General features: G+C 41.5%; 15 protein-coding genes. 5 read left to right on the forward strand and 10 right to left on the reverse strand.

Going from position 1 to position 20,468, the window contains the following annotated elements:
- Positions 1-193: 193 nt before the first annotated feature.
- Both OC25_RS00085 and OC25_RS00090 read right to left on the reverse strand, forming a co-directional pair.
- On the reverse strand, positions 194-586 hold the full coding sequence (locus OC25_RS00085) for a nuclear transport factor 2 family protein (RefSeq protein ID WP_039470453.1): 393 nt from the start codon (positions 584-586) through the stop codon (positions 194-196).
- A gap of 121 nt (positions 587-707) precedes the next feature.
- Complete coding sequence (locus OC25_RS00090; protein WP_039470456.1) at positions 708-2,693, reverse strand: sialate O-acetylesterase; 1,986 nt, start codon at positions 2,691-2,693, stop codon at positions 708-710.
- A gap of 215 nt (positions 2,694-2,908) precedes the next feature.
- Between OC25_RS00090 and OC25_RS00095 the strand changes: the two genes are divergently transcribed.
- Together OC25_RS00095 and OC25_RS00100 are read left to right on the forward strand one after the other, a co-directional pair.
- Positions 2,909-3,223: an RNA recognition motif domain-containing protein gene (locus tag OC25_RS00095; protein WP_039470459.1), complete on the forward strand. Its 315-nt coding sequence runs from the start codon at positions 2,909-2,911 to the stop codon at positions 3,221-3,223.
- A gap of 177 nt (positions 3,224-3,400) precedes the next feature.
- Positions 3,401-4,654, forward strand: a complete 1,254-nt coding sequence (locus OC25_RS00100; protein WP_039470461.1) for a Na+/H+ antiporter — start codon at positions 3,401-3,403, stop codon at positions 4,652-4,654.
- A gap of 319 nt (positions 4,655-4,973) precedes the next feature.
- Here OC25_RS00100 and OC25_RS00105 read toward each other — a convergent pair whose 3' ends face one another.
- The gene (locus OC25_RS00105; protein ID WP_039470463.1) at positions 4,974-6,125 is read right to left on the reverse strand and encodes a galactokinase; all 1,152 of its coding nucleotides are present in this window, start codon (positions 6,123-6,125) and stop codon (positions 4,974-4,976) included.
- An 11-nt stretch (positions 6,126-6,136) separates the two neighbouring features.
- Positions 6,137-7,195: a UDP-glucose--hexose-1-phosphate uridylyltransferase gene (locus tag OC25_RS00110; RefSeq protein WP_039470466.1), complete on the reverse strand. Its 1,059-nt coding sequence runs from the start codon at positions 7,193-7,195 to the stop codon at positions 6,137-6,139.
- 160 nt (positions 7,196-7,355) lie between these two features.
- Between OC25_RS00110 and OC25_RS00115 the strand changes: the two genes are divergently transcribed.
- Complete coding sequence (locus OC25_RS00115) at positions 7,356-8,054, forward strand: NUDIX hydrolase (RefSeq protein WP_039470467.1); 699 nt, start codon at positions 7,356-7,358, stop codon at positions 8,052-8,054.
- A 151-nt stretch (positions 8,055-8,205) separates the two neighbouring features.
- The gene (locus OC25_RS00120; protein ID WP_039470470.1) at positions 8,206-8,736 is read left to right on the forward strand and encodes an OmpA family protein; all 531 of its coding nucleotides are present in this window, start codon (positions 8,206-8,208) and stop codon (positions 8,734-8,736) included.
- 106 nt (positions 8,737-8,842) lie between these two features.
- On the opposite strand, the gene OC25_RS00125 is transcribed toward OC25_RS00120, so the two are convergent.
- The 5 genes from OC25_RS00125 to OC25_RS00145 form a co-directional block, all read right to left on the reverse strand.
- Positions 8,843-9,700 carry a glycoside hydrolase family 16 protein gene (locus OC25_RS00125; RefSeq protein WP_039470473.1) on the reverse strand — a complete coding sequence of 286 codons (858 nt, stop codon included), beginning with the start codon at positions 9,698-9,700 and terminating at the stop codon, positions 8,843-8,845.
- Between the two features lie 118 nt (positions 9,701-9,818).
- Positions 9,819-10,991, reverse strand: a complete 1,173-nt coding sequence (locus OC25_RS00130) for a DUF4998 domain-containing protein (RefSeq protein WP_167335343.1) — start codon at positions 10,989-10,991, stop codon at positions 9,819-9,821.
- Between the two features lie 39 nt (positions 10,992-11,030).
- On the reverse strand, positions 11,031-12,230 hold the full coding sequence (locus OC25_RS00135; RefSeq protein WP_039470477.1) for a DUF5000 domain-containing lipoprotein: 1,200 nt from the start codon (positions 12,228-12,230) through the stop codon (positions 11,031-11,033).
- A 26-nt stretch (positions 12,231-12,256) separates the two neighbouring features.
- Positions 12,257-14,260, reverse strand: coding sequence for a RagB/SusD family nutrient uptake outer membrane protein (locus OC25_RS00140; RefSeq protein WP_245221816.1), 2,004 nt, complete (start codon positions 14,258-14,260; stop codon positions 12,257-12,259).
- Between the two features lie 23 nt (positions 14,261-14,283).
- Positions 14,284-17,517, reverse strand: coding sequence for a SusC/RagA family TonB-linked outer membrane protein (locus tag OC25_RS00145; protein ID WP_082018456.1), 3,234 nt, complete (start codon positions 17,515-17,517; stop codon positions 14,284-14,286).
- 770 nt (positions 17,518-18,287) lie between these two features.
- Here OC25_RS00145 and OC25_RS00150 point away from each other — a divergent pair.
- Positions 18,288-18,554: a hypothetical protein gene (locus OC25_RS00150; RefSeq protein ID WP_039470479.1), complete on the forward strand. Its 267-nt coding sequence runs from the start codon at positions 18,288-18,290 to the stop codon at positions 18,552-18,554.
- Positions 18,555-18,714: 160 nt separating this feature from the next.
- On the opposite strand, the gene OC25_RS00155 is transcribed toward OC25_RS00150, so the two are convergent.
- A complete protein-coding gene (locus OC25_RS00155) occupies positions 18,715-20,460 on the reverse strand; it encodes a RagB/SusD family nutrient uptake outer membrane protein (protein WP_039470482.1) in 1,746 nt (581 codons plus the stop codon).
- Between the last annotated feature and the right edge of the window lie 8 nt (positions 20,461-20,468).

Genomic DNA, 20,468 nt, shown 5'->3' on the forward strand with positions numbered 1-20,468 from the left:
GAAGGTGTAAAGTTTACAGTTAAACATGGATCTTAACCACATTGCGGTGTATGTGGTTACACACTCGTGCCCGGGGCATGTTCGTTTTTTGGAGAAAGTTGAGATTAGTTCTATATTAGTATCAGAGAGCGTTAATTTAGAATCGGGGGATAGCCTTAATGGTTATTCCCCGTTCTTTTTTTAAGCTCATTAATTAAATAGAAATGCTGGTACAGCTGGCCGAAATAACTTTCCAGTCTTCCTGCACCTTTGCCCATACCCTTAGCCATTGGTATTTGCCGTTAAGCAGTATATCGGCATACTTACCTTTAATAAAAAGACTTGCCGAAACCACCACAATAGAATCGAAAACACGTATTTCGCGCTTGGAGACGTTGATTTTGTTGATTGAAACCAGGCCGTTGCGGTAGGCATCCATATCCATTTCCTTATCCAGGACATTACCATACTGATCGTGAAAAATCATGCCATCGGCAAACAAAAGATCCAGTGTTCCAAGATCTGTTGTTTTAAAGCCATCCAATAATTTTTCTTCAAGATCGGCAATGAGGAGAATGGTTTCCTGATCGGACAAAGTGTTAGCCATAATTTCCGGTTATGCTGTAAAAATATAAAGTAAGCCACAAAAAAATGTGGCTCTTTAAATATTGCCGCAATTGCACGCTTTTAAACACACAAATTGCACAAATTTACTGCAAACCAGAAACTTACTTCTTACCAAAGGTAACGCCCTGCCAGGTATCGGTTCTGAATGGTGATGCCGGCAAACCATCGTTACTAACCAGGTTACAAACAGGATTATTTCCCCAGGCATAACGAACCGCTACCGGGTTGGCAACTTCGTTGCTGCTTAGCACTACCTGGTTTCCCTTTACTGTAGCATTTGCCCAGTAAAACTTCTTGTCTGCACCGGCAATAGCAAAGCCTTTAAGTTCGGCCCCATCACGCGCCTTAAGGCCATTTTCGGTATTGCCAAAAGTTAGGATAATCTGCTTTCCATCTACTTTTTGCGATTGGTAAACCGGCCCTGAATAGTTTATTTTCTGGCCATAGGTTTTAGCTAAAGCGATTAATCCCAATCGTCTTCCTACTTCCTGCTTATTTTTGGGATGAATATCTTTGGCCTCGCCAATATCGATAATGGTGGCCATGCCGGTATTAGGCAGTGCAAGTGTTTTTAGCTGAGCTTCGCGTAGTTCGGCCCAGGCCGATTCGGCAGGTGCCTGGTCTACCTGCATGAAGTTGGCCAGTTGCACAAAATAAAAAGGGAAATCGCCTTGCCCCCATTTCTGGCGCCAATCTTTAATCATGGTTGGAAAAAGTTCGCGGTATTGATAAGCCCTGTCGGCATTGCTTTCGCCCTGATACCAGATGGCACCTTTAATGGCAAACTGGATATAAGGATGAAGCATGGCATTGTAAAGCACTGTTGGGCGGTTCGGACCATTTTCTTCAAAAGGTTTTGGTCCTGCATTTTTTAAATCGAGACCTATTTTATAACTCCAGTCGCCCGTTAAAGCAATTTGCTCTCCACTGGCATTGCTCAGATTTAACTCTTTGGCCTCACCATAAATACCGCCGCCACCACCGCTATCAAAAACGCGTACGGTAATGGTATTTTCGCCTGTTTTCAACAAATCAGCTGGTAAAGTATAAGTTCGAGCCACATTATAACCTTCGGTTTCACCAACTTTTACGCCATTTACAAAGGTGATATCATTATCATCAATGGTGCCTAAGCTAAGTTTGATCCCATTTTTTTTCCAGTTTTCGGGAATATTGATTTTTTTGGTGAACCATACAACGCCATCGAAATTTTTAAGTGCAGCATCTTCCCACAAGGTTGGGATAGCCATACTCTTCCAGCCATTGGCATCGGCAGCAGCCCATTTTACCTGGCCGTTCAGGTAACCAGAATCTTTTTCGTTAATGGTTTTAACCCAGTTTGTTACTTTTTCCTCGTAAGTAAGTGGCGAAGGATTTTTAACCGATTTTTGGATTTTATCAACCGCAGCTGCAAAATCGGGCATCTTTTTTAGGGATTCGGCACTGGTCCAGGCCTCGGCAATGGTACCGCCCCATGAGGTATGGATTAATCCTATCGGGATTTTGGTTTTCTCGTAAACCTGACGCGCAAAGAAATATGCGGTAGATGAAAAACCGGCAACATATTTCGGATTGCATTCCTGCCAGCCGCCGTTAGCCACTTTCGCATCATTTAACGGAATATTGCTGGTAATATGGTCGGCCTGTAGCAAGCGGATATTGGGAAATTTGGCATCGGCAATTTCTTTTTCATAGTTTAAAATTTTACCCCAGCCAGCCAAAGGCATTTCCATATTGGATTGTCCGGAGCAAATCCAAACATCGCCAATTAAAACATTGTTAAGCACAATTGCTTCGCCATCAGAAATGGTAATGGTATAAGGCCCACCATAACCAGGTGTAGCGACCTTAATTTTCCAGTTTCCATTGGCATCGGCAATGGCGCCATAATTGATTTTATTCCAGGATACGGTAATTTTCACTGCTTTGCCGGCATCGGTTTTACCCCAGATCGCAGCATTGGTTTTCTGTTGCAACACCATATTATCGCTAAATACCGAAGGCAAAATTATTTTCGCCTGCAATAACGACGAACTAATCAGCAGTAAAGCAATAAAAGGCAAAGATTTTAACTTGTTGAGGCTCATATAGCGGGATGGGTTTTTATGATTAGAAAGCGAATGTACATTTTCTAATACTTTACATCAATATTTATCAGTATCATTTATAAAATAATGTTAAAACCATTCAGTTTTTAGCCAATTAGTTTGGGGAAACGCATCATTTTACTTATTTTGCAGACCTAAAGAACAGCTCAGAACCGGAAATCGTTTTGGTTTGTGTTCTAAAAATGACAATACAAATGGTTAAGATTTTTATAGGCGGCCTCCCAGATAACATCCAAGAGATGGATCTGGCAATTTTTGTTAGCCTTCATGGCAGAGTAGAAACAATTAAAGTTGTTCGCGACAGAGCTACCGGAAAATGCAAAGGCTATGCTTTTTTAGAAATCTTTAGCCTTCCTGATGCTAAAAACATTGTTTCTACGCTAAACGGGGAATCTTTTAAAGGCAATATTATTACGGTAAAAATTTCGGAGGAAGAAAACAAAACCCAGGCCTTTAAACCAAAAGCCAACCAGCCTTTCAAAGCCAAAAGACCACGTTTACAGCGCTAAGCTTTTATCATTCAAACGCTAATTTCTCGGTTTTTCATCCTATAAATAATTATTTCAGGCAGAGGATTAGCGAAGCAAATTTGCTAGGTTTAAATTGCTTAAACCCGAACAAATTTTTGAGCCTTACTTTTGCAAATTAGTTTCAAACCCATATTTTGCGGGCTAGTTTAGTTCGCTATGGAAAACTACACCATCGTTATATTTATTTTAGTGGTAATGATTGGCCTGTCATCAGTTGCCGATCACATTAAAATTCCCTACCCTGTTTTACTCATTATTGCCGGAATAGCGGTTGGTTTTATCCCTGGGTTACGACCAATTGATATCAATCCGGAAATTATATTTTTGATTTTCCTCCCGCCTTTGCTCTACGATGCTGCTTTTAATATTTCGTTCAAGGAATTTAAAACCAATATAAATACTATTGCCACGCTATCTATTGGTTTGGTATTTATTACCGCTATTGGGATCGCTGTTGTTGCACATTACATGATTCCGGGAATGAGCTGGCCTGTTTCTTTTGTTTTGGGTGCTATTTTATCGGCTACCGATGCCGTTGCAGCCATGAGTATTACCAAAGGGCTTGGTCTCTCGCACAAAACCAATACGATTTTAGAAGGAGAAAGCCTGGTTAACGATGCATCGGCCCTGGTAGCATATCGTTTTGCGGTAGCGGCAGTAACGGGAACAGCATTTGTATTTTGGAAAGCCTCGTTATCATTTGCCATTTTAATGGCAGGTGGTTTTATAACGGGAATGGTAATGTCGAGAATTTTGGCTTTTATTCTAAAAAGAATTCATGATAACCGGCTGGCAACCATCAGTTTTATGTTGTTAATGCCTTTTGTAACCTATTTAATTGCAGAAGAAATTCATGTCTCGGGCGTTATTGCCGTTGTAATTTTAGGTTTAGGCATATCGAGGTTTAGTAACCACGTATTTCCCGAACAGCTTAAAAACCAATCTAAAAACATTTGGGATATTATCATTTTCCTCTTAAACGGATTAATTTTCATTTTAATTGGTCTGCAATTCCCATATGTATACAAGAGTATTAATCAAGCCGATATTTTGCCTTACATTGGATATTCGCTGGTGATTACGATTGTAGCGCTGCTACTGAGAATGGCCCGCGTTTTTCTGCAAAAAATTAACCTCCAAAAAGCATTTCAAAAAGGAAAACACCGGATTACAGAAGCAGCATTGCTTGATTTTAAAAACAGCCTGATTATCAGCTGGTCGGGTATGCGTGGCATTGTTTCACTGGCCATTGCCATCGGATTACCGACAAATCTGACTAATGGAAGTGCTTTTCCACAGCGTAATGCGATTATATTTATTTCGGTAGTGGTGGTATTATTTACATTAATTGGCCAGGGATTAAGCTTACCGTGGATTGTAAAAAAACTGGCTGATGAAAAGAAAAGCTAAAGCGGTTTTGTCAGCTTTAGCTTTTCCTGAAATTTATCAAACTGAGCCTGATGAAGGATCGAAACATTTAGGTGTATTTCGTTAGGTCATTCGACAAGCTGCCATTGACAAGCCCTGTAGAAGAATCGTCATTTCGACTGGAGCCAGCCGGTTTTTCACCCGATGGCGAAACGGAGAAATCTTTTCAAGTTAGATTTCTCGACTACGTTGCCCCCGATAGCTATCGGGGCCGCTCGAAATGACGATCTCGGAAGGACTGTTTCTCGAATTGATTTTATACAACAAATTCGCCCTCAGGATGACAATCTGATATTGTTTTTTAGCTAAATAAGCTGGTTCCGTTATCGGTTTGTACGGTATAAGCGTCTAACTTTAGTCCAAACTGCATCTGGTACTTAGTGGCAAGCTCTTCAATCAGGGCCGGAATATTTTCTTCTTTTACAATGTTAATGGTGCAACCACCAAAACCACCGCCCATCATTCTGGCGCCCAAAACATAATCTAAAGGTTTTACAGCATCAACCAGGAAATCGAGTTCTTTACAGCTTACCTCGTACGCAGCACTTAAACCTTCATGTGTTTCGAACATCAGTTTACCCAAACTTGCTAAATTACCGTTCTTCAACTGCTCGGCTGCATTTAGCAAACGGCTAATTTCTTCAACAACGTAACGGCATTTGGTATAAACCTCAGCATCTTTTGGCTTTACAAACTCTTCCAGCATGTTCAAATCTACATCACGCAGGCTTTTTACATGTGGGTGATGTGCTTTTATCCAGCTTACGCCCTGCTCGCATTGCTGCCTTCTTTTGTTGTAGGCCGAATCAGAAAGGGCATGTTTTACGTTGGTATTTAAAAGTAGCAATTTATATCCATCCAGTTTTAGCGGAATGTAAATATGCTTCATCGAGCGGCAGTCGAGCATTATGGCATGATCTTTCTTACCGAATACGGAGGCAAACTGATCCATAATACCACAGTTAACGCCGGCAAATGTTTGTTCTGCTTTTTGGGCTATGAGTGCGAGATCCATTTTAGGTACCGACAACGAAAAAAGCTGATCTAAAGCAAAACCCGTAGCACACTCAACCGCCGCAGAAGACGATAAGCCAGCTCCCAAAGGTACATCGCCATCGATGTAAAAGTTAAAACCTCCGAGCTTGTAGCCACGTTCTTTGAACTGATCGGCCACGCCCAATATGTAATTGGCCCAGCTGTTTTTTGATGGTTTTAAATCGTTAACAGATGAAATATCAAATTCCTGGTAGCTTTCTGAAAAAAGATGAATTTCTTGATCGTCTCTTTTTGATATGGCCACATAAATGGCTTTGTTAATCGCCGCAGGCATTACAAAGCCTTCATTGTAATCCGTATGTTCGCCAATAATATTGATCCTTCCGGGAGAACGGACCAAAATTGGCTCAGCATTGAAAAGCTTTTTAAAGGTATTTTTTAAATGTTGTGCATTCATGGATTTACGCGTTAGTCTTTCTTAATGTTTTTATAATGTTCGGTAGACATTTCCCTTAACCTGCCTGCTGCAAATTCGGCGGTAATATCGCGTTGCGGATTGGCCAGCATTTCATAACCCACCATAAATTTTTTAACGGTAGCCGAGCGCAGCAATGGCGGGTAAAAGTGCATGTGCCAGTGCCACTCCGGATAATCGCCATTATTTACGGGTGCCTGGTGCATCCCTGCCGAATAAGGAAATGAAGTTTCGAAAAGGTTATCGTATTTAGTGGTTAAAACTTTAATGGCCTCAGCCAGCGACCGTTTCTCCTCTTCAGTAAACAATTTGATGCTGTTAACATGGCGTTTGCTGATAATCATTGTCTCGTATGGCCAGACTGCCCAAAATGGCACCAGCACTGCGAAATGATCGTTCTCAAAAATAATACGTTCATTTTTTTTCAGTTCGAGTTTTAAATAATCGCCCAGCAAACTGGTTCTATGAATGGCGTAATGCGATTTCTGGCGCTCAGTTTCTTTGGCAATTTCGAGCGGGATATCGCTCTGCGACCAAATTTGTCCGTGCGGGTGCGGATTGCTGCAGCCCATGATCTCGCCTTTATTTTCGAAAATCTGAATGTATTTGATCCACTCCTTTTTAGCCAGGGTGTTAAATTCATTTTGCCAGACATTTACCACAGCAGTAATCCCTTCAACACTCATTTCGGGCAAGGTAAGGTTGTGCTTAGGGCTGAAACTAATTACCCTGCAAAGCCCCCGCTGGTTATTGGCTACCAGCAAATCGCCTTCGTTCATTTCGTTTTGAGGCGTATCTTCGAGCAATGCCGCAAAATCGTTATTAAAAACGAAGCTTTCGGTATACTCGGGATTGCTATCGCCATCTGCCCTGCCATTACCCGGGCATAAATAGCATTTTGGATCGTATTCAGGTCGGTTATCAGGTGTAATGTCTTCAACCTTACCTTGCCACGGTCTTTTAGTACGGTGTGGCGATACTAAAATCCACTCTCCCGTTAATATGTTTAACCGGGTATGCGGATTACTGTCGAGTTCGAATGTTTGGTTCATTATATTTGTTATAATTGGTTAGAACAGCCAGCCTGATTTGCCTGACTAATCTACGCTGCCAAATTATGAAATAATTATTAATTGTCAAAACGACAATTAATAATTATTTTTATATGTCTGAAAAATTGAACATATTAACGGCTCAAAACATGAATTAAAAATGATTGAATATCCCGGGCAGCCACATTACCTTGTAGCTGTTGATTGTATTGTATTTGGCTTTGATGGCGAGCACCTAAAAATTTTGTTGGTAAAAAGGGGGCTGGAACCCGAAATTAACAAGTGGAGTTTAATGGGAGGCTTTGTTGGGCCGGATGAAAGTCCTGATGATGCAGCCAACCGCGTATTGAAGAAAATGACAGGCCTGGAAGGGGTTTACCTGGAACAAATGCAAATTTATGGCGAACCAAAGCGCGATCCGATAGAGCGTACTTTATCAGTTGGTTACTTTGCATTGATTGATATCCATAAATATGAAACGCAATTAAACGACGATTACGAAGCTGAATGGTTTTTAATTAATGAACGGCCAAAATTAATTTTCGACCATAACAAAATGGTGGCTGATGCGCGAAAAAAACTGCGTTATAAAGCATCGCTCCATCCTATTTTGTTTGAAATGCTGCCTAAGAAATTTACCATCCCGCAGCTGCATATTCTTTTTGAGGAAGTAAACGATACGAAAATCGACACGCGCAATTTCAGCCGTAAAATTACTTCAACGGGTTTGTTGATTAAGCTGGAAGAAAAGGATAAAACAGGCTCAAAAAAAGGTGCATTTTATTTTAAACTGGATAAAAAGAAATATACAGCCAACTCACAGGCTTTCTTAAACTTAATGCCGAATTTAAGGGCTTAACGGGCATAAATTATCATGTTTTAATGGGATTTAATTTTTACAGTTAAATGGTAACGATACAAGTTCTTTACAAATTGATCGTTATAGCTGTAATCATTTATTAGTATGTTTGGCAACAAACACACAATAAACTTAAATTAATCTTAAAACAATGAACATTACCAAAAAACTATTATTTACAGCGCTCGTTGCCTCATTTACCTTAAGCCTTTACTCTTGTAAAACCAAAAAACTGGTAGCTAAACCTGCTCCGGCACCTGTTGAAAAACCTGCTCCGGTTGAAGAGAAAAAACCAGCTCCGGCACCTGAAAAGGAACCAGAGAAACCAGCACCGGTTGAAAAACCTAATTTTAACCTGGATAATATCCAGTTTGAGTTTAACTCATTTGTATTGAAAACCGCATCATTCCCGATTTTAGATAAAGCGGTTACTGAAATGAAAAAATCGCCTGAGACTAAATTTGTCTTAAACGGCTATTCATCAGCAGAAGGAACACCGGAGCACAACATGCAATTATCTGTTGACCGTGCTAATGCAGTAAAATCTTATTTTGTAAATGCTGGCTTAAACGGAAGCAATTTTACAGTTGTTGGTCACGGAGAGAAAAACCCGATTAGCAACAACAATAGCGAAGAAGGCCGGATTATAAACAGAAGAACCGAAATTAAGGTTCAGAATTAATTAAACAGAAAGGTCGTCATCTCAAACGGGGTGCAGCGAAATAAAAAGGTCTAATTAAATAGATTTCTCGACTTCGTTGCACTTCGCTCGAAATGACGACTCTATTTTACTTCTGATAAACCCTCACATATTCTACTTCCATCCGGTTTGGGAAGCGGGTATCTTTCAGGTCACCCCCATTCATACCTCCCAAAGCCAAATCGAACAAGATATAGTGCTTTTGCTTAAAGGGATGAAACGGAGTTCCGTTTTCGTTTTCCAGCTGGCTCAGTAAAGTTTTATTCAACAAAACATCATCAACAAAAAGGCTGATTGCTTGTTCATCCCAGTCCATGCGCCAGGTATGAAATTGAGCGGCCCATTTTTTACCACCCAGCGAATCGGTTGACTTGGTATTGCTAAACCATTTGGCTTTACCATTTTTGCCCATACTGGCAATATTGGCCAATAATTTACCCCGATAATATTCCATAATATCAATTTCGCCATTGGCAGGCCAGCGACCGTTGAGGCCCAAAGTCCAGAATGCCGGCCATAAACCAGCTGAAATATCGATCTTCGCGCTCATTTCGAAACGGCCGTATTGCCAGCTTTGCAAATCTTTAGTGATAATACAGGCCGAAGTATATTCGATGTTTTGAGGCTTTTTACGCCAATCATTACTCCCTGCTACGTATAATGGATTAGGTTTCTGTTCTTTGCGTGCTTCGATGATCAGTCTCCCGTCTTTACAAAAAGCATTTTCGGGCTGATACCATTGTAATTCCTCATTCCGTACAAAACCTTTTTCATAAGTCCAGTTTGCCGGATTAGGTGTTCCATCCTTTTCAAATTCGTCGTTCCAAACCAATTTATAACCCTCGGTTTCATATCTGACAGCAATATGTTTCGTTTTTTTTACCGCACAAGATTGAATAACAATTGTGACTAACAGGATAATGCAGGTTTGAACTTGCTTTTGCATGGCGTGTTTTTTGATTGACTAAATTAATATTCTTTTGAAATAAAAATTCTCAGGGTTCCTTTACAGAAAGCCCTGAGAATAAATTTACTAATTGGCTTAAGTATTAAACCAAACAGTACTAGAGAGATTTGAGCGCCACCTCTTTTACAATCCAAAACTGATTTCCTGATGCTGAGGTCATCGAGGCCAGAAAGCCAATTGATACTGTTGTTGATTGTGTTAAGGTAAATTGAAACTTATTGTTGGCAAAGTTGGTGTAACCTAATGATGTAGACACATTGGCAACATCTGGTAGCGTATTACCCGCTGCTGCTACAATGTAAACCGGATCTTTTGCTTCATTTTTAGCCATCGTAATTTCAAAGCTATAACTACCTGCCGGAAGCGTAAAGGTTTGGAATATTTTACCATTGATAATCTGAGCGGAACCATCCCAACCCATTTCCATAGCTAAACAACCGCCAGAATCAGAGCACCAGCCACCTAAACCGCCGTGGTTACGGATATTATCGGTAACGGTCCAGTCGGCAATATTTCTCCATCTGCCCCCGCTTGCTGCAGGTTGGAAAGGATTTCCCTTGTTTTTAAAATAAGTTGCGGTAATATCGGCCCCTACACGCTGCGTTTGAAAAGCTGTAGAAAAGGTATCGATAGAAACAGTATCGGGCAAAAACAGGGTGCGGTACCTTAAACTTGTACCGGGCTTAATATCAGGAATAGCCGTTGTAGTTTCGTCTATTTTGGTCCTGATCTTTTTAATTACATTGCTTAAACTGGTGTATTCTACTTCTGTGGCAAACACCCCGGTTAAGCGGTCCATACCCTGCCAGGTAATCGTAGTTGCACCACTGGCATTGGTAAAAGCCGATTCGATAGGCCTGTTAAACAACGACGACTGATACCTTGAGCCATAAGACCTTCCGGTTTTGTATACCGGGATGGATTTATTTCCAACTGCATCGTAAGTATAAATCTGGAAATTCTGAACGCCTTCCTGTACACGCTCTATAAAATATTTCAGCGTATCGGTAGCATACTTTTTCTTTACAGGTATTACTACCGAATCGGCCTTGTTGTTCCAGAAAATTTTGCACTGGGTTACTTTTGGATCCGAAAGAAACAAGCCACTGATGTACACGCGGTTGTTGCCTGACATTATTTTCACCGAATCTAACTTGCCGGTATAGGAAATTTCTCCTTTCTCGGTATACTTTTTATAATCGTCGGATTTGGTACAGGCCACGAAAGTACCTGCCCACAAACACATAAAAGCTAGTTTTATGGTTCTCATATATGTTTTTTGATTATTCATCTTTAAATGCTTTTTTAATTACCTCGGATCGCCATAAAGCTGTACTTCAGAAACACTCATGAAAGAAGTGCCCTGCCAGTTGTTAATAGATTTAATGCGGATATAGCGTACTTTTTTAAGTCCAACGGCAAAATTGTAGCTGATACCGGCATTGGCAAAGGCATAATCTTCGCTGGTTTGCACCCCATAGGCACTTTTAGAAGGTTTGGTAGAGCTGTATTTACCCAACATTACCCAATTGTTAAAACTGCCATCAGCAGGCGGATTATCGGTTCCCCAGATTTCAAAATCCTTTAAATTGCCTCCATAGTAATAAGTACGTCCGGCATTGAGGTATTCGGGATAATTCCACACTACTATGCGGCTTAAGGTTGCTGTTCTGCCCAGATCGAAAGTTACCCATTGTGGTGTTAATACCGTGGTTTTGGTTAAACACACACTCGGCCAGTCGATAATATTGCCATCCCACATTTTGGATACTCCTGTAGAGGTGTATTCCTGCGGCGAATCGGTTGGTAAAATCACTTCTTTATAAGTTGATTTAGGCAATACGGTTTCATACAGCGGCTTTAAAGTGGTAAAAAGCGTATCGCTGTAATTTAACCACCTGTCGCGAATGGTAATGGCAAATTTCTGGGTCAATGTATCCAGTCCCCTGATCGACTGATCGATCTCAGGAGCCGCGGTATAAATATTCTTTGCCGTTGGCACATATTTCCCTTTCGAAAGAACCAATACTTCTATGGCGAGGTCGGCTTTGGCTGGATTGCTTCCTTTAAAGTTTAATCCACCAAAATCGGCAACAGCCTTAAGGCTACGGTATACGCCCCAAATTGGATTTTCCAATGGTTTAACCTTCACAATGGTCGGTTCTGAAGCTACTTCGCTTCTGTTTACGGCGTAAATTTTCACCTCATGTTCATTGGTATCGCCAAAACCTTCTACCAATAAAGTATTGCCATAATAAGAAGTTTTCACTTCCATTTCCTGACCATTGGCCAGATAGTAAACGGCTTTAACATACAATAAATCTTTATCGGCAGGTAAGCTGAAAGTAATGCTGGCATTACCTGCTCCATTTTTAATGGTAACATTACTTACTTTGCCCGGAGGCGTGGTGTTATTTTCTAAGGGGCCTAACTGATCCTCTTTACAGCCTGAAAATGCTACTGTTAAGGTTAACAGGAATAACAGCAGGTTTTTATTTATTCTTTTCATATCGAATATTTTTTAATCAATTCATACTACCAGCCTGGGTTTTGAACCAGTTTAGGGTTAACAGTTAAATCGTATGCGCGCAATGGCCACAAATAATCGCGTGGAGCCACAAAATTTTGGTTAAAAATGGTTCGTACACGGTAATATTCTGCAGAGGTAGGTTGGTAAACACTCCATCCGGTAATGGGTTGGTTAAACATTTCTGCAGCACGTTTCCAGCGTCTGATATCCCAAAAACGGCTTCCTTCAAATGCCATTTCAATCAGTCTTTCCTGCTGGATAATTTCGCGCATCCCATCTTTGGTGGTATACTTACCCGGGTTGTTTGAAAAGTTGGTCCATGCGTTTTGTACGGTTGGCAAACCGGCCCGCGTTCTGATGCGGTTGATGTATTCGTATACATCGGCCGATGGTGCCGCCAGCGTTTCGTTTAGGGCTTCGGCATACATTAAATAAAGGTCGGCCATTCTGATTTCCGGCCATGGATAATCGCGGTAGCTGGCTCCGTTTGTACCATTTATCATGTTCCAATCGACCAGTTTTTTAATGAAATAACCTGTTTCGTTGTACCAGCCAAAGTTGTTTGCACCAGCCACCTGGTTCGATTTGCCTTCGAGTACGAAAGTGCCTTCATCAGAATTGGTTGGGCTATCGTATTTATACCAGATTCCACCATCAAAACCTAAATCGGCATAAAACCTCGGTTCGCGGTCAAAATTGATCCTGGCTGTAGTGTAGCCTTCCTTTACATAAAAGCGCTCGCTTTTAACCGCGGTACGCAGCGTATATTTGTTGGTAAAATCGAGTGTTTTATCTTCGTTAATCGGCACACCGTTTTTACTGTAAAACATTTCGGCAATTTTTAATGGCGGAGCCAGTTGCTGACGGGCACTTCCAACTACAACAGCAGAAGTTAAACGCGGCATGGCAGCCCTTTGCATGTTAAAGGTACGGCTGTTCGGGTTGGCCCAAACATGTTCGAGATTAACATTAAAACGCTCGGTTACCGCACCTTTTATGGTGAGCTGTCTGAGTGTGGTATCAGATAATTTAAAAGTGGTGCCCGGAAACTGGTACAATTTAAAACCTGCAGCTTCGGCAGCATCAATAGCGGCTTTGGCAGCATCGGCTGCTTTTTTCCATTTATTGGCATCGTAAGCGGTGTTAAATAACACTACGCCATCTTTATCTCTGAAATTACTGTAATCGGTATTGCCGTTAAACAAAGGACTGGCAGCTGTTAATAAAAGTTTGGCTTTAATGGCAAGTGCTATAGGCCTGGTAATGCGGCCCAGCTCGGTACTTTTATCGGTAATAATTTGCGGCAAGCCCGGAATGGCCTGATCCAGTAAGCCTGAGATGTAGTTTACGCATTCATCAAATGGCATTCTTTTAATCCGCACTTCTTCTTCTGTTGCACTGATCCCGATATTGGTATCTACAATCGGAATGGGGCCATACATGCGCAACAAATAGAAATTGTAATAGGCTTTTAAAAATTTCACCTCGGCAATCCAGCGCTCGCGTTCGTTTAAGCTCAAATCTGGTATTTTACTCTGGTCCTGCACATTTTCTAAAAAGATGTTGCAGTTTCTGATGGCTTTAAACAAACCATAATCTCCACCGGGATTATCATTGTAATTATAAACGTTACCGCCACCCTGATAACGACCATTCCAGGCATCCAGTAATGGGTTTTCTGCTCCTTGTCCTCCCCTTGCCAGCCTCCAGCCATAAGAAATAAATTCCCTTTCATCCAGCGAGGTCCAGATTTCATCGCCAGCCATAAAACCGGCGTTTAGCAATGGTTCGCCATCTTTTGGCAGGAAAGAATAACAGGTAAACAGGTATTTTTCGGCTTCGTTCCTTAAGGTAAAGGCATTATCGATTGTAGCTACGTTATCGGGAACGATATCGAGGTACTTTTTGCAGGAGCTCACCGATAAAACGATAACCAGCGCAGCCGCAGTTAATTTGGCTAAACCTGACTTTGCCATATATTTTCTAAATAAAATATTATTGATTTTCATATTGTTGTTTTTAAGCTTAATGGTTAGAATGAAACATTTAAACCTAAATTGTATACGGTTTGAACAGGATAACCCAAACCGTTGCCACCCATTTCTGGATCCCAGAGTTTGAAAGCACTTAAAGCACCAAGATTGGTAGCGTTAACATAAAAACGTGCACTGCTTAAGCCCAGCCTTTTCTGCAATTTGCTTTGCAGGTTGTAGCCCAGCTCTACACTTTTTAGCCTTAAAAAAGCACCGTTACGCATCCACCAGGTTGAGGTACGGGTGTTATTGTTTACGAAATTAGGGCTTAAACGTGGCCAGAAAGCGTAGCTATCGCGGTTTTGCTCAGACCAATGACTATCGGCAATTACCTGTAGCAATCCATTTTGGGTAACGTTAGGATTGCCTGATTCGTTGTTAAGCACAAAAGGAGAAATGTTACCAGGATTGATGAAGAACGAAGATCTGGCCGATCCCTGAAAGAATGCAGAAATATCGAATCCTTTGAAACCAAATGTACCACCAAAACCATACACAATTTCAGGGCTGGTTGGCAAGCCAATAGGCACCTGATCTACATCACTGATAATGCCATCGCCATTTACGTCGCGGTATTTAATGTCTCCTCCTCCGTAATCAAGTCCGGGTACACCCGCAAACTGAACCGGTGAGTTTTTCGCTTCTGCATCATCAACAAACAAACGCTCAGCAATGTAACCAAAGGCTTGTGTGGTGGGTAAACCCACATGTGTACGATAAGCCTCATTTGCGTTAAAAGAAGGTTCATCGTAAATTAAAATTTTGTTGGTAGCATAGGTAAAATTACCGCGCATTTGCAAAAACATGCTGTTGCTGAAAGATTTGTTATAGCTGGCCGAAAAATCGATCCCTTTACTTTCGGCTTTATTGGTATTGGCCCTTACAGCAGCTTGTAAGCCCATGGTACTTGGTATAAAAGTACGGTCGGTTAAAATATTAGAACGTTCGTTTTTATAAATATCGAAGGTCAGGTTCAGGCTGTTAAACAAGGTCATATCCAAACCAATGTTGGTTTGCTTAGATCTTTCCCAGGTAATTAGCGGATTGGAATAACGGGAAACCAAAATACCATCACGATAATATAATCCATCTTCGCCGAACCTTGCGCCGAAAGTTCCGTTGTTCATATTTACTTCCGAAAGATAGAAGAAACGGTCGGCTGCATTACCAATCTGATCGTTACCTACCAAACCATACGTTGCCCTGAGTTTTAAACTGTTAATGACTTTGGTTAAAGGTTTAAAATAATTTTCGTTAGAGATGATATAGCCTAAACCAAAAGAAGGGAAGAAACCAAAGCGGTTATTTTCTGCAAAACGCTCGGAACCATTGTAACCAAAGTTAAACTCGGCGAGGTAACGGTTATCGTAACCATAAGTAGCCCTACCCGATACACCCTGGTTGCGCGATGGCAGCGAAAGCTGCAAACTACCCGGATTTGCCGCCAGATAATTACGCATGGTGGTAATTAACATACCACTTACAGCATGTTTATCTTTAAAAGTACGGCTGTAGTTAGCCGAAAACTCAGCATAGAAGGTAGAATTTAAGTCTTTTGTTCCTTCAGAATATCCCAGATACTCCGTACCTACAGTTCCTACTGATAAAGCTCCTCCTCCATTCATTAAAGTTAATCCGATAGATTTATCGGGTTGCTCGGTTGCAGTATAATAGAAAGGATTGTAGGCACGTGAAATATCGAAATATGAATACCTGCGGGCGTAACTCATCATCCGGGCAGTTAAACCTGGGGTAATGAATTTCAAATCCTGCTTAATTTCAATCTGCGTTTGCAATGTGGATGAATTTTTATCCTGGTACCCTTTCACCATTTCGGCATAAGGATTCATGTACAATCCGCCTCGTGGCGAAATGGCATTACCAAATAAAGGGTGATTGCTGTAAGGCGATAAACTGGCCGGATAAACCGCCGGAAACATTACCGGGTTAGACCAAATGGCCCGGTTAAAAGTAGCTCCACCACCACCCACTGGCCCGGTATAATCATCAAACTGGCCATATACCCTGATAATAGCCTCGGTAGTATTGGTAAGGTTAATGTTTACGTTAGAGCGGACCGAATAGTTTTTTAACTTGATGTTGTTGTTAAAGTTATTTAGATCTGCCACTTTTAGTACGCCATTATCGATGTTGTAGGTACCGGCGATATAGTAACTGGCTTTGGTACCCCCACCCGAAATATTTAGGTTATACCTTTGGTTAATGGTATAATCTTTAATTAATTGCTCAATCCAGTTGTTATTGGGGTAAAGCAATTCATTCTCGCCCGCAGCGGTAGCATCTATTTTGGTTTGCAGGTAAGGCAAAATGGCCAGCCTGTTACGTGTAAGGGCTGCTTCGTTAGCCAGTTTCATGTAGGTAACGTTATCGGCAAACTGGAAATTTTTGGTGTTGGCAGATAGCGATGACTCAGCCCTGAAACCAAACTTGGTTTGACCAGCCACACCCGATTTGGTTAAAATAAGCACTACCCCATTTGCCCCCCTTGCACCGTATACGGCCGATGCAGTAGCGTCTTTCAATACGTTAAACGAAGAAATATCGTCGGGTTGCAAACGCGCCATGTCGTTTTGGGTCGATTCGATACCGTCGATCAAAATTAGCGGATCTTGTTTACCGGCACCGAAGGTACCTAAACCACGAATGAAAAACTGGGCGTTATCGGCGCCGGGTTCGCCGCTGCGCTGATAAGCAATCATACCTGCTACCCTACCGGCCATCATGGTGGTAAGGTTACTGGTTGGCCCTTTCAGTTCTTTCGGGTTAATGGCCGTAATGGAGCTGATTACACTTGTTTTTTTCTGTGTACCAAAACCTACTACAGCCACCTCATCCAGTGAGTTGGCATCTGATTGGAGGGTAACGTTGATGGTGTAAGTGCCATCTGCATTTTTATCGTAATTGGCAACAGCCACATTTTTAGGTTTGTAACCTACCAGGGTGAATAACAATTTTCCTGTGCGGGGTAATTTGATGGTATAGCGGCCAAACTCATCAGTAGAAATACCGCGGTTGGTGCCCGATACTTTTACGTTTACGCCGGGCAAACCGCCAACGGTGTCTTTTACCATCCCTTTAACGGTTACATCTGTTTGTGCCGATGCCGTTAAATAAGAGGCAGTGATAACGAGATAGACCAAAAACTTTAAAACAGGCTTTAGCACCTTTCCCTGCTTGTAGAGCGGGACTTTCTTCGGTAATTTTTTCTTCATAAAATGGTTTAATTGGTTAGTTATTTTTAACCGGATTCCGATCGCCCCTTAAATTGAAAAGGCAAAAGGCTGCTCATCCGATCGAAAAATATTTTTCGTCAGTTAGTATTTGGAACCCGAGCTTAGGCTCCAAATTCCAGGTTGTTTCTTAATTAATGGGATTGCTTTTACAGCAGTATCTTACCATGTTATTTTACCTGTGCGGTAAAAAATTCCTGCAGCATCCGGGTCAGAAAAATCAATAGTCAGGAAATATGGGATAGGTTCTTTTTTGTCTCTTCATGATTAGTTTTAGGTTTGGTTTGGGATTCGGAAAAAACTGGCAGTTACATTTTTTAATCGCTACAACCATTAATTACGCTGTGTAATTAATGTTCGGATAATTTTGGATCGGCTTATATCTTATACTTGGTTTTAACAAATTAACCATAAAAATGGGGCAGCCAGTGAGGGGTAATCCGGTAATTAAAAGGGGTCAAATTGTTATTTTTTGTCGATTTTTGGCTGTTTTTGGAATTTCGGGGTAAAATTTAGTTTTTATAAACGTTAATTAAACGTTTATAAATTAAAAACTGAGGCGCCGGTTTCTGCTGTAAATAAGGTGAGTTTTTAAAAGCTTAACGGGATTAAAAAACCAAAATGTTTCAGGCAGGATAACTAATGTCTGATTGTTTTTAATATGACAACGACAGCTGTGTGCATGCTCCTGAAGCAGTTTGTATAACACCTATTCCCACTGTTTTTTGAGGTTTTGAGCTAAAAATTATGATTTGTCGCTGCATGCTGCAGGAAGCTTTCATGACCCTCATGATTTGTCGCTGCACACTGCAGGAAGCTTTCATGACCCTCATGATTTGTCGCTGCATACTGCAGGAAGCTTTCATGACCCTCATGATTTGATGCTGCACACTGCAGGAAGTTTTCCTTTAAAATTGGGCTTTTTTAGCTTTAATCACAGAAAGCTAAGGTTTTTAACCGCAGAGGGCACGAAGGGAATGCGCAAAGTACGCAATTTAACCACCGCGCCAGTAATTTAACCACGGAGAAAACAGAGTGAAGGCACAGAGGGCACAAAGCAACATCTTGAGCAGTACTTGACTTCGTGCCTTTGTGACTTAGTGGTTAATATCATAAAAAAGCTCCCCAACTGCAGAAAGCAACTGGGGAGCAAGATTAAATTAAATACAGGAGGACGAATTAATATCCTGGATTTTGAAGCATCGAAGGCATTTTTGAGACCTCTGATTGTGGAATAGGCATTAAATAATGTTGCGGATTGAAAACGTGCAAACGAATGGTGTTAACCGTTTGATAGGTATAAACATTACCCGTTTTAGTGATATTGATGGCTTTGTTGTAGCCATTATTTACCGCAACAGCAATTTTCCAGCGGCGGATATCATTCCAGCGGTGGTCTTCGTTCATGAGCTCGATACGGCGTTCGTTCTGAATTACCGCACGCATCTCATCTACGCTCATGTTGGCTTTTAAACCATAAAGATTATCTGCACCAGCAGTTATACCCGCTCTTTTGCGAATGGCTACCAGTTTTGGATAGGCTAAAGCTGTTTGACCGGTTTCGTTAATGGCCTCAGCGTAATTTAAAAGAATTTCGGCATAGCGGATCAACGGCCAGCCCCGTTCTGAGTTAAAGGAACTGTTGCTCGAGATATTCTCATCGCACATTTTCCTTGCATAGTAACCCGTAGTAGTTGGTCCGGTTCCGTTTGAGGTATAACCATCGGTAGCTGCTCCATTATAAGTATTCACCACAATTTTAGAACTGGTGGTGGTACTGTAATAAAGCGACTGGTTGTAAATAATGGAGTAACCGAAACGCGGATCGCGGTTAGCATAGGGATTTGCAGGGTCGAAACCAGAAGTAGCATCAGAAATGGCTTTTCCGTTTTTCATGGGGAAAGCTTCTACCAGTTGCTGTGTTGGCGTAGAGTTTTTTGCTCCACCCCTCGAAGGAGGATTGTAATAACCTTCAAAATCGCGGTTAACCGGACGGTTAAAGGCAAAAATGTATTCGGAATTTACCCGTTTCAGAAAAACATTGTAAAAACCATAACCTGGTGCAGTAGTATTATCTTCAAAAAGGCTGTAAGTACCTGTGTTAATCAACGCTTCTGCAGCATCGGCGGCTTTTTGCCAACGCGCTACGCTGTAAGCCGGATAGCTTACAATGGGTTTTACAGCTCCTGAAGCCTGATCGATAGCACCTCCATTGAATAACGGACTGGCAGCATACAATAAAACACGCGATTTTAGTGCCATGCAGGCACCCTTGGTTGCACGGCCATAATCCTGCTCGGCATAATCGGCAGTTGCCGGTAAAATAGCCGCTGCAGCATCCAGCTCAGCGGTAATGTAGTTGACAGTTTCTTCGAACGATGATCTTGGCAAATCAATTACATCGCTAATACCATAAACACTGTCGCCATCTATTGGCACGCCGCCAAAATTGATTAACAAAAAGTGGTAATACCAGGCCCTTAAGAATCTCAGTTCGCCCTGGATACGTTTCTTTTTGGCATCAGAAAGCGGGATAACCGGCAGTTTCGATAGCATGAGGTTAACCCTGCGGATATTGGTATAGGGGGTAGTCCAGAAATCGGGTAAACTGCCTCCACTCCAGAAATTGGTAGGCGAAAGTGTACCATTGTACATAATTACCGCATTTTGCGTCGGGCCCGAATAGGCATATTCAGCATCATCTGTAGCCATTTCGGTATTGCCATGACTACTAAAACGGCCTTTGGTAAAACTATAACCTGCAGCGCTATAAATCTGGGTTAAAAACCTGATTGATTTTAAGCTATCTGAAAAAACCGTAGCTTCGGTTTCACCTGTATCAGCTTTGCTATCCAGAAAATCGCTGCCTTTCTTACATCCAGCAATAGCTGCACATAAGCATATCATAAATATTATTCTTTTCATATCAAGAT

The organism is Pedobacter kyungheensis, assembly GCF_000812965.1.
Lineage (GTDB): Bacteria > Bacteroidota > Bacteroidia > Sphingobacteriales > Sphingobacteriaceae > Pedobacter > Pedobacter kyungheensis.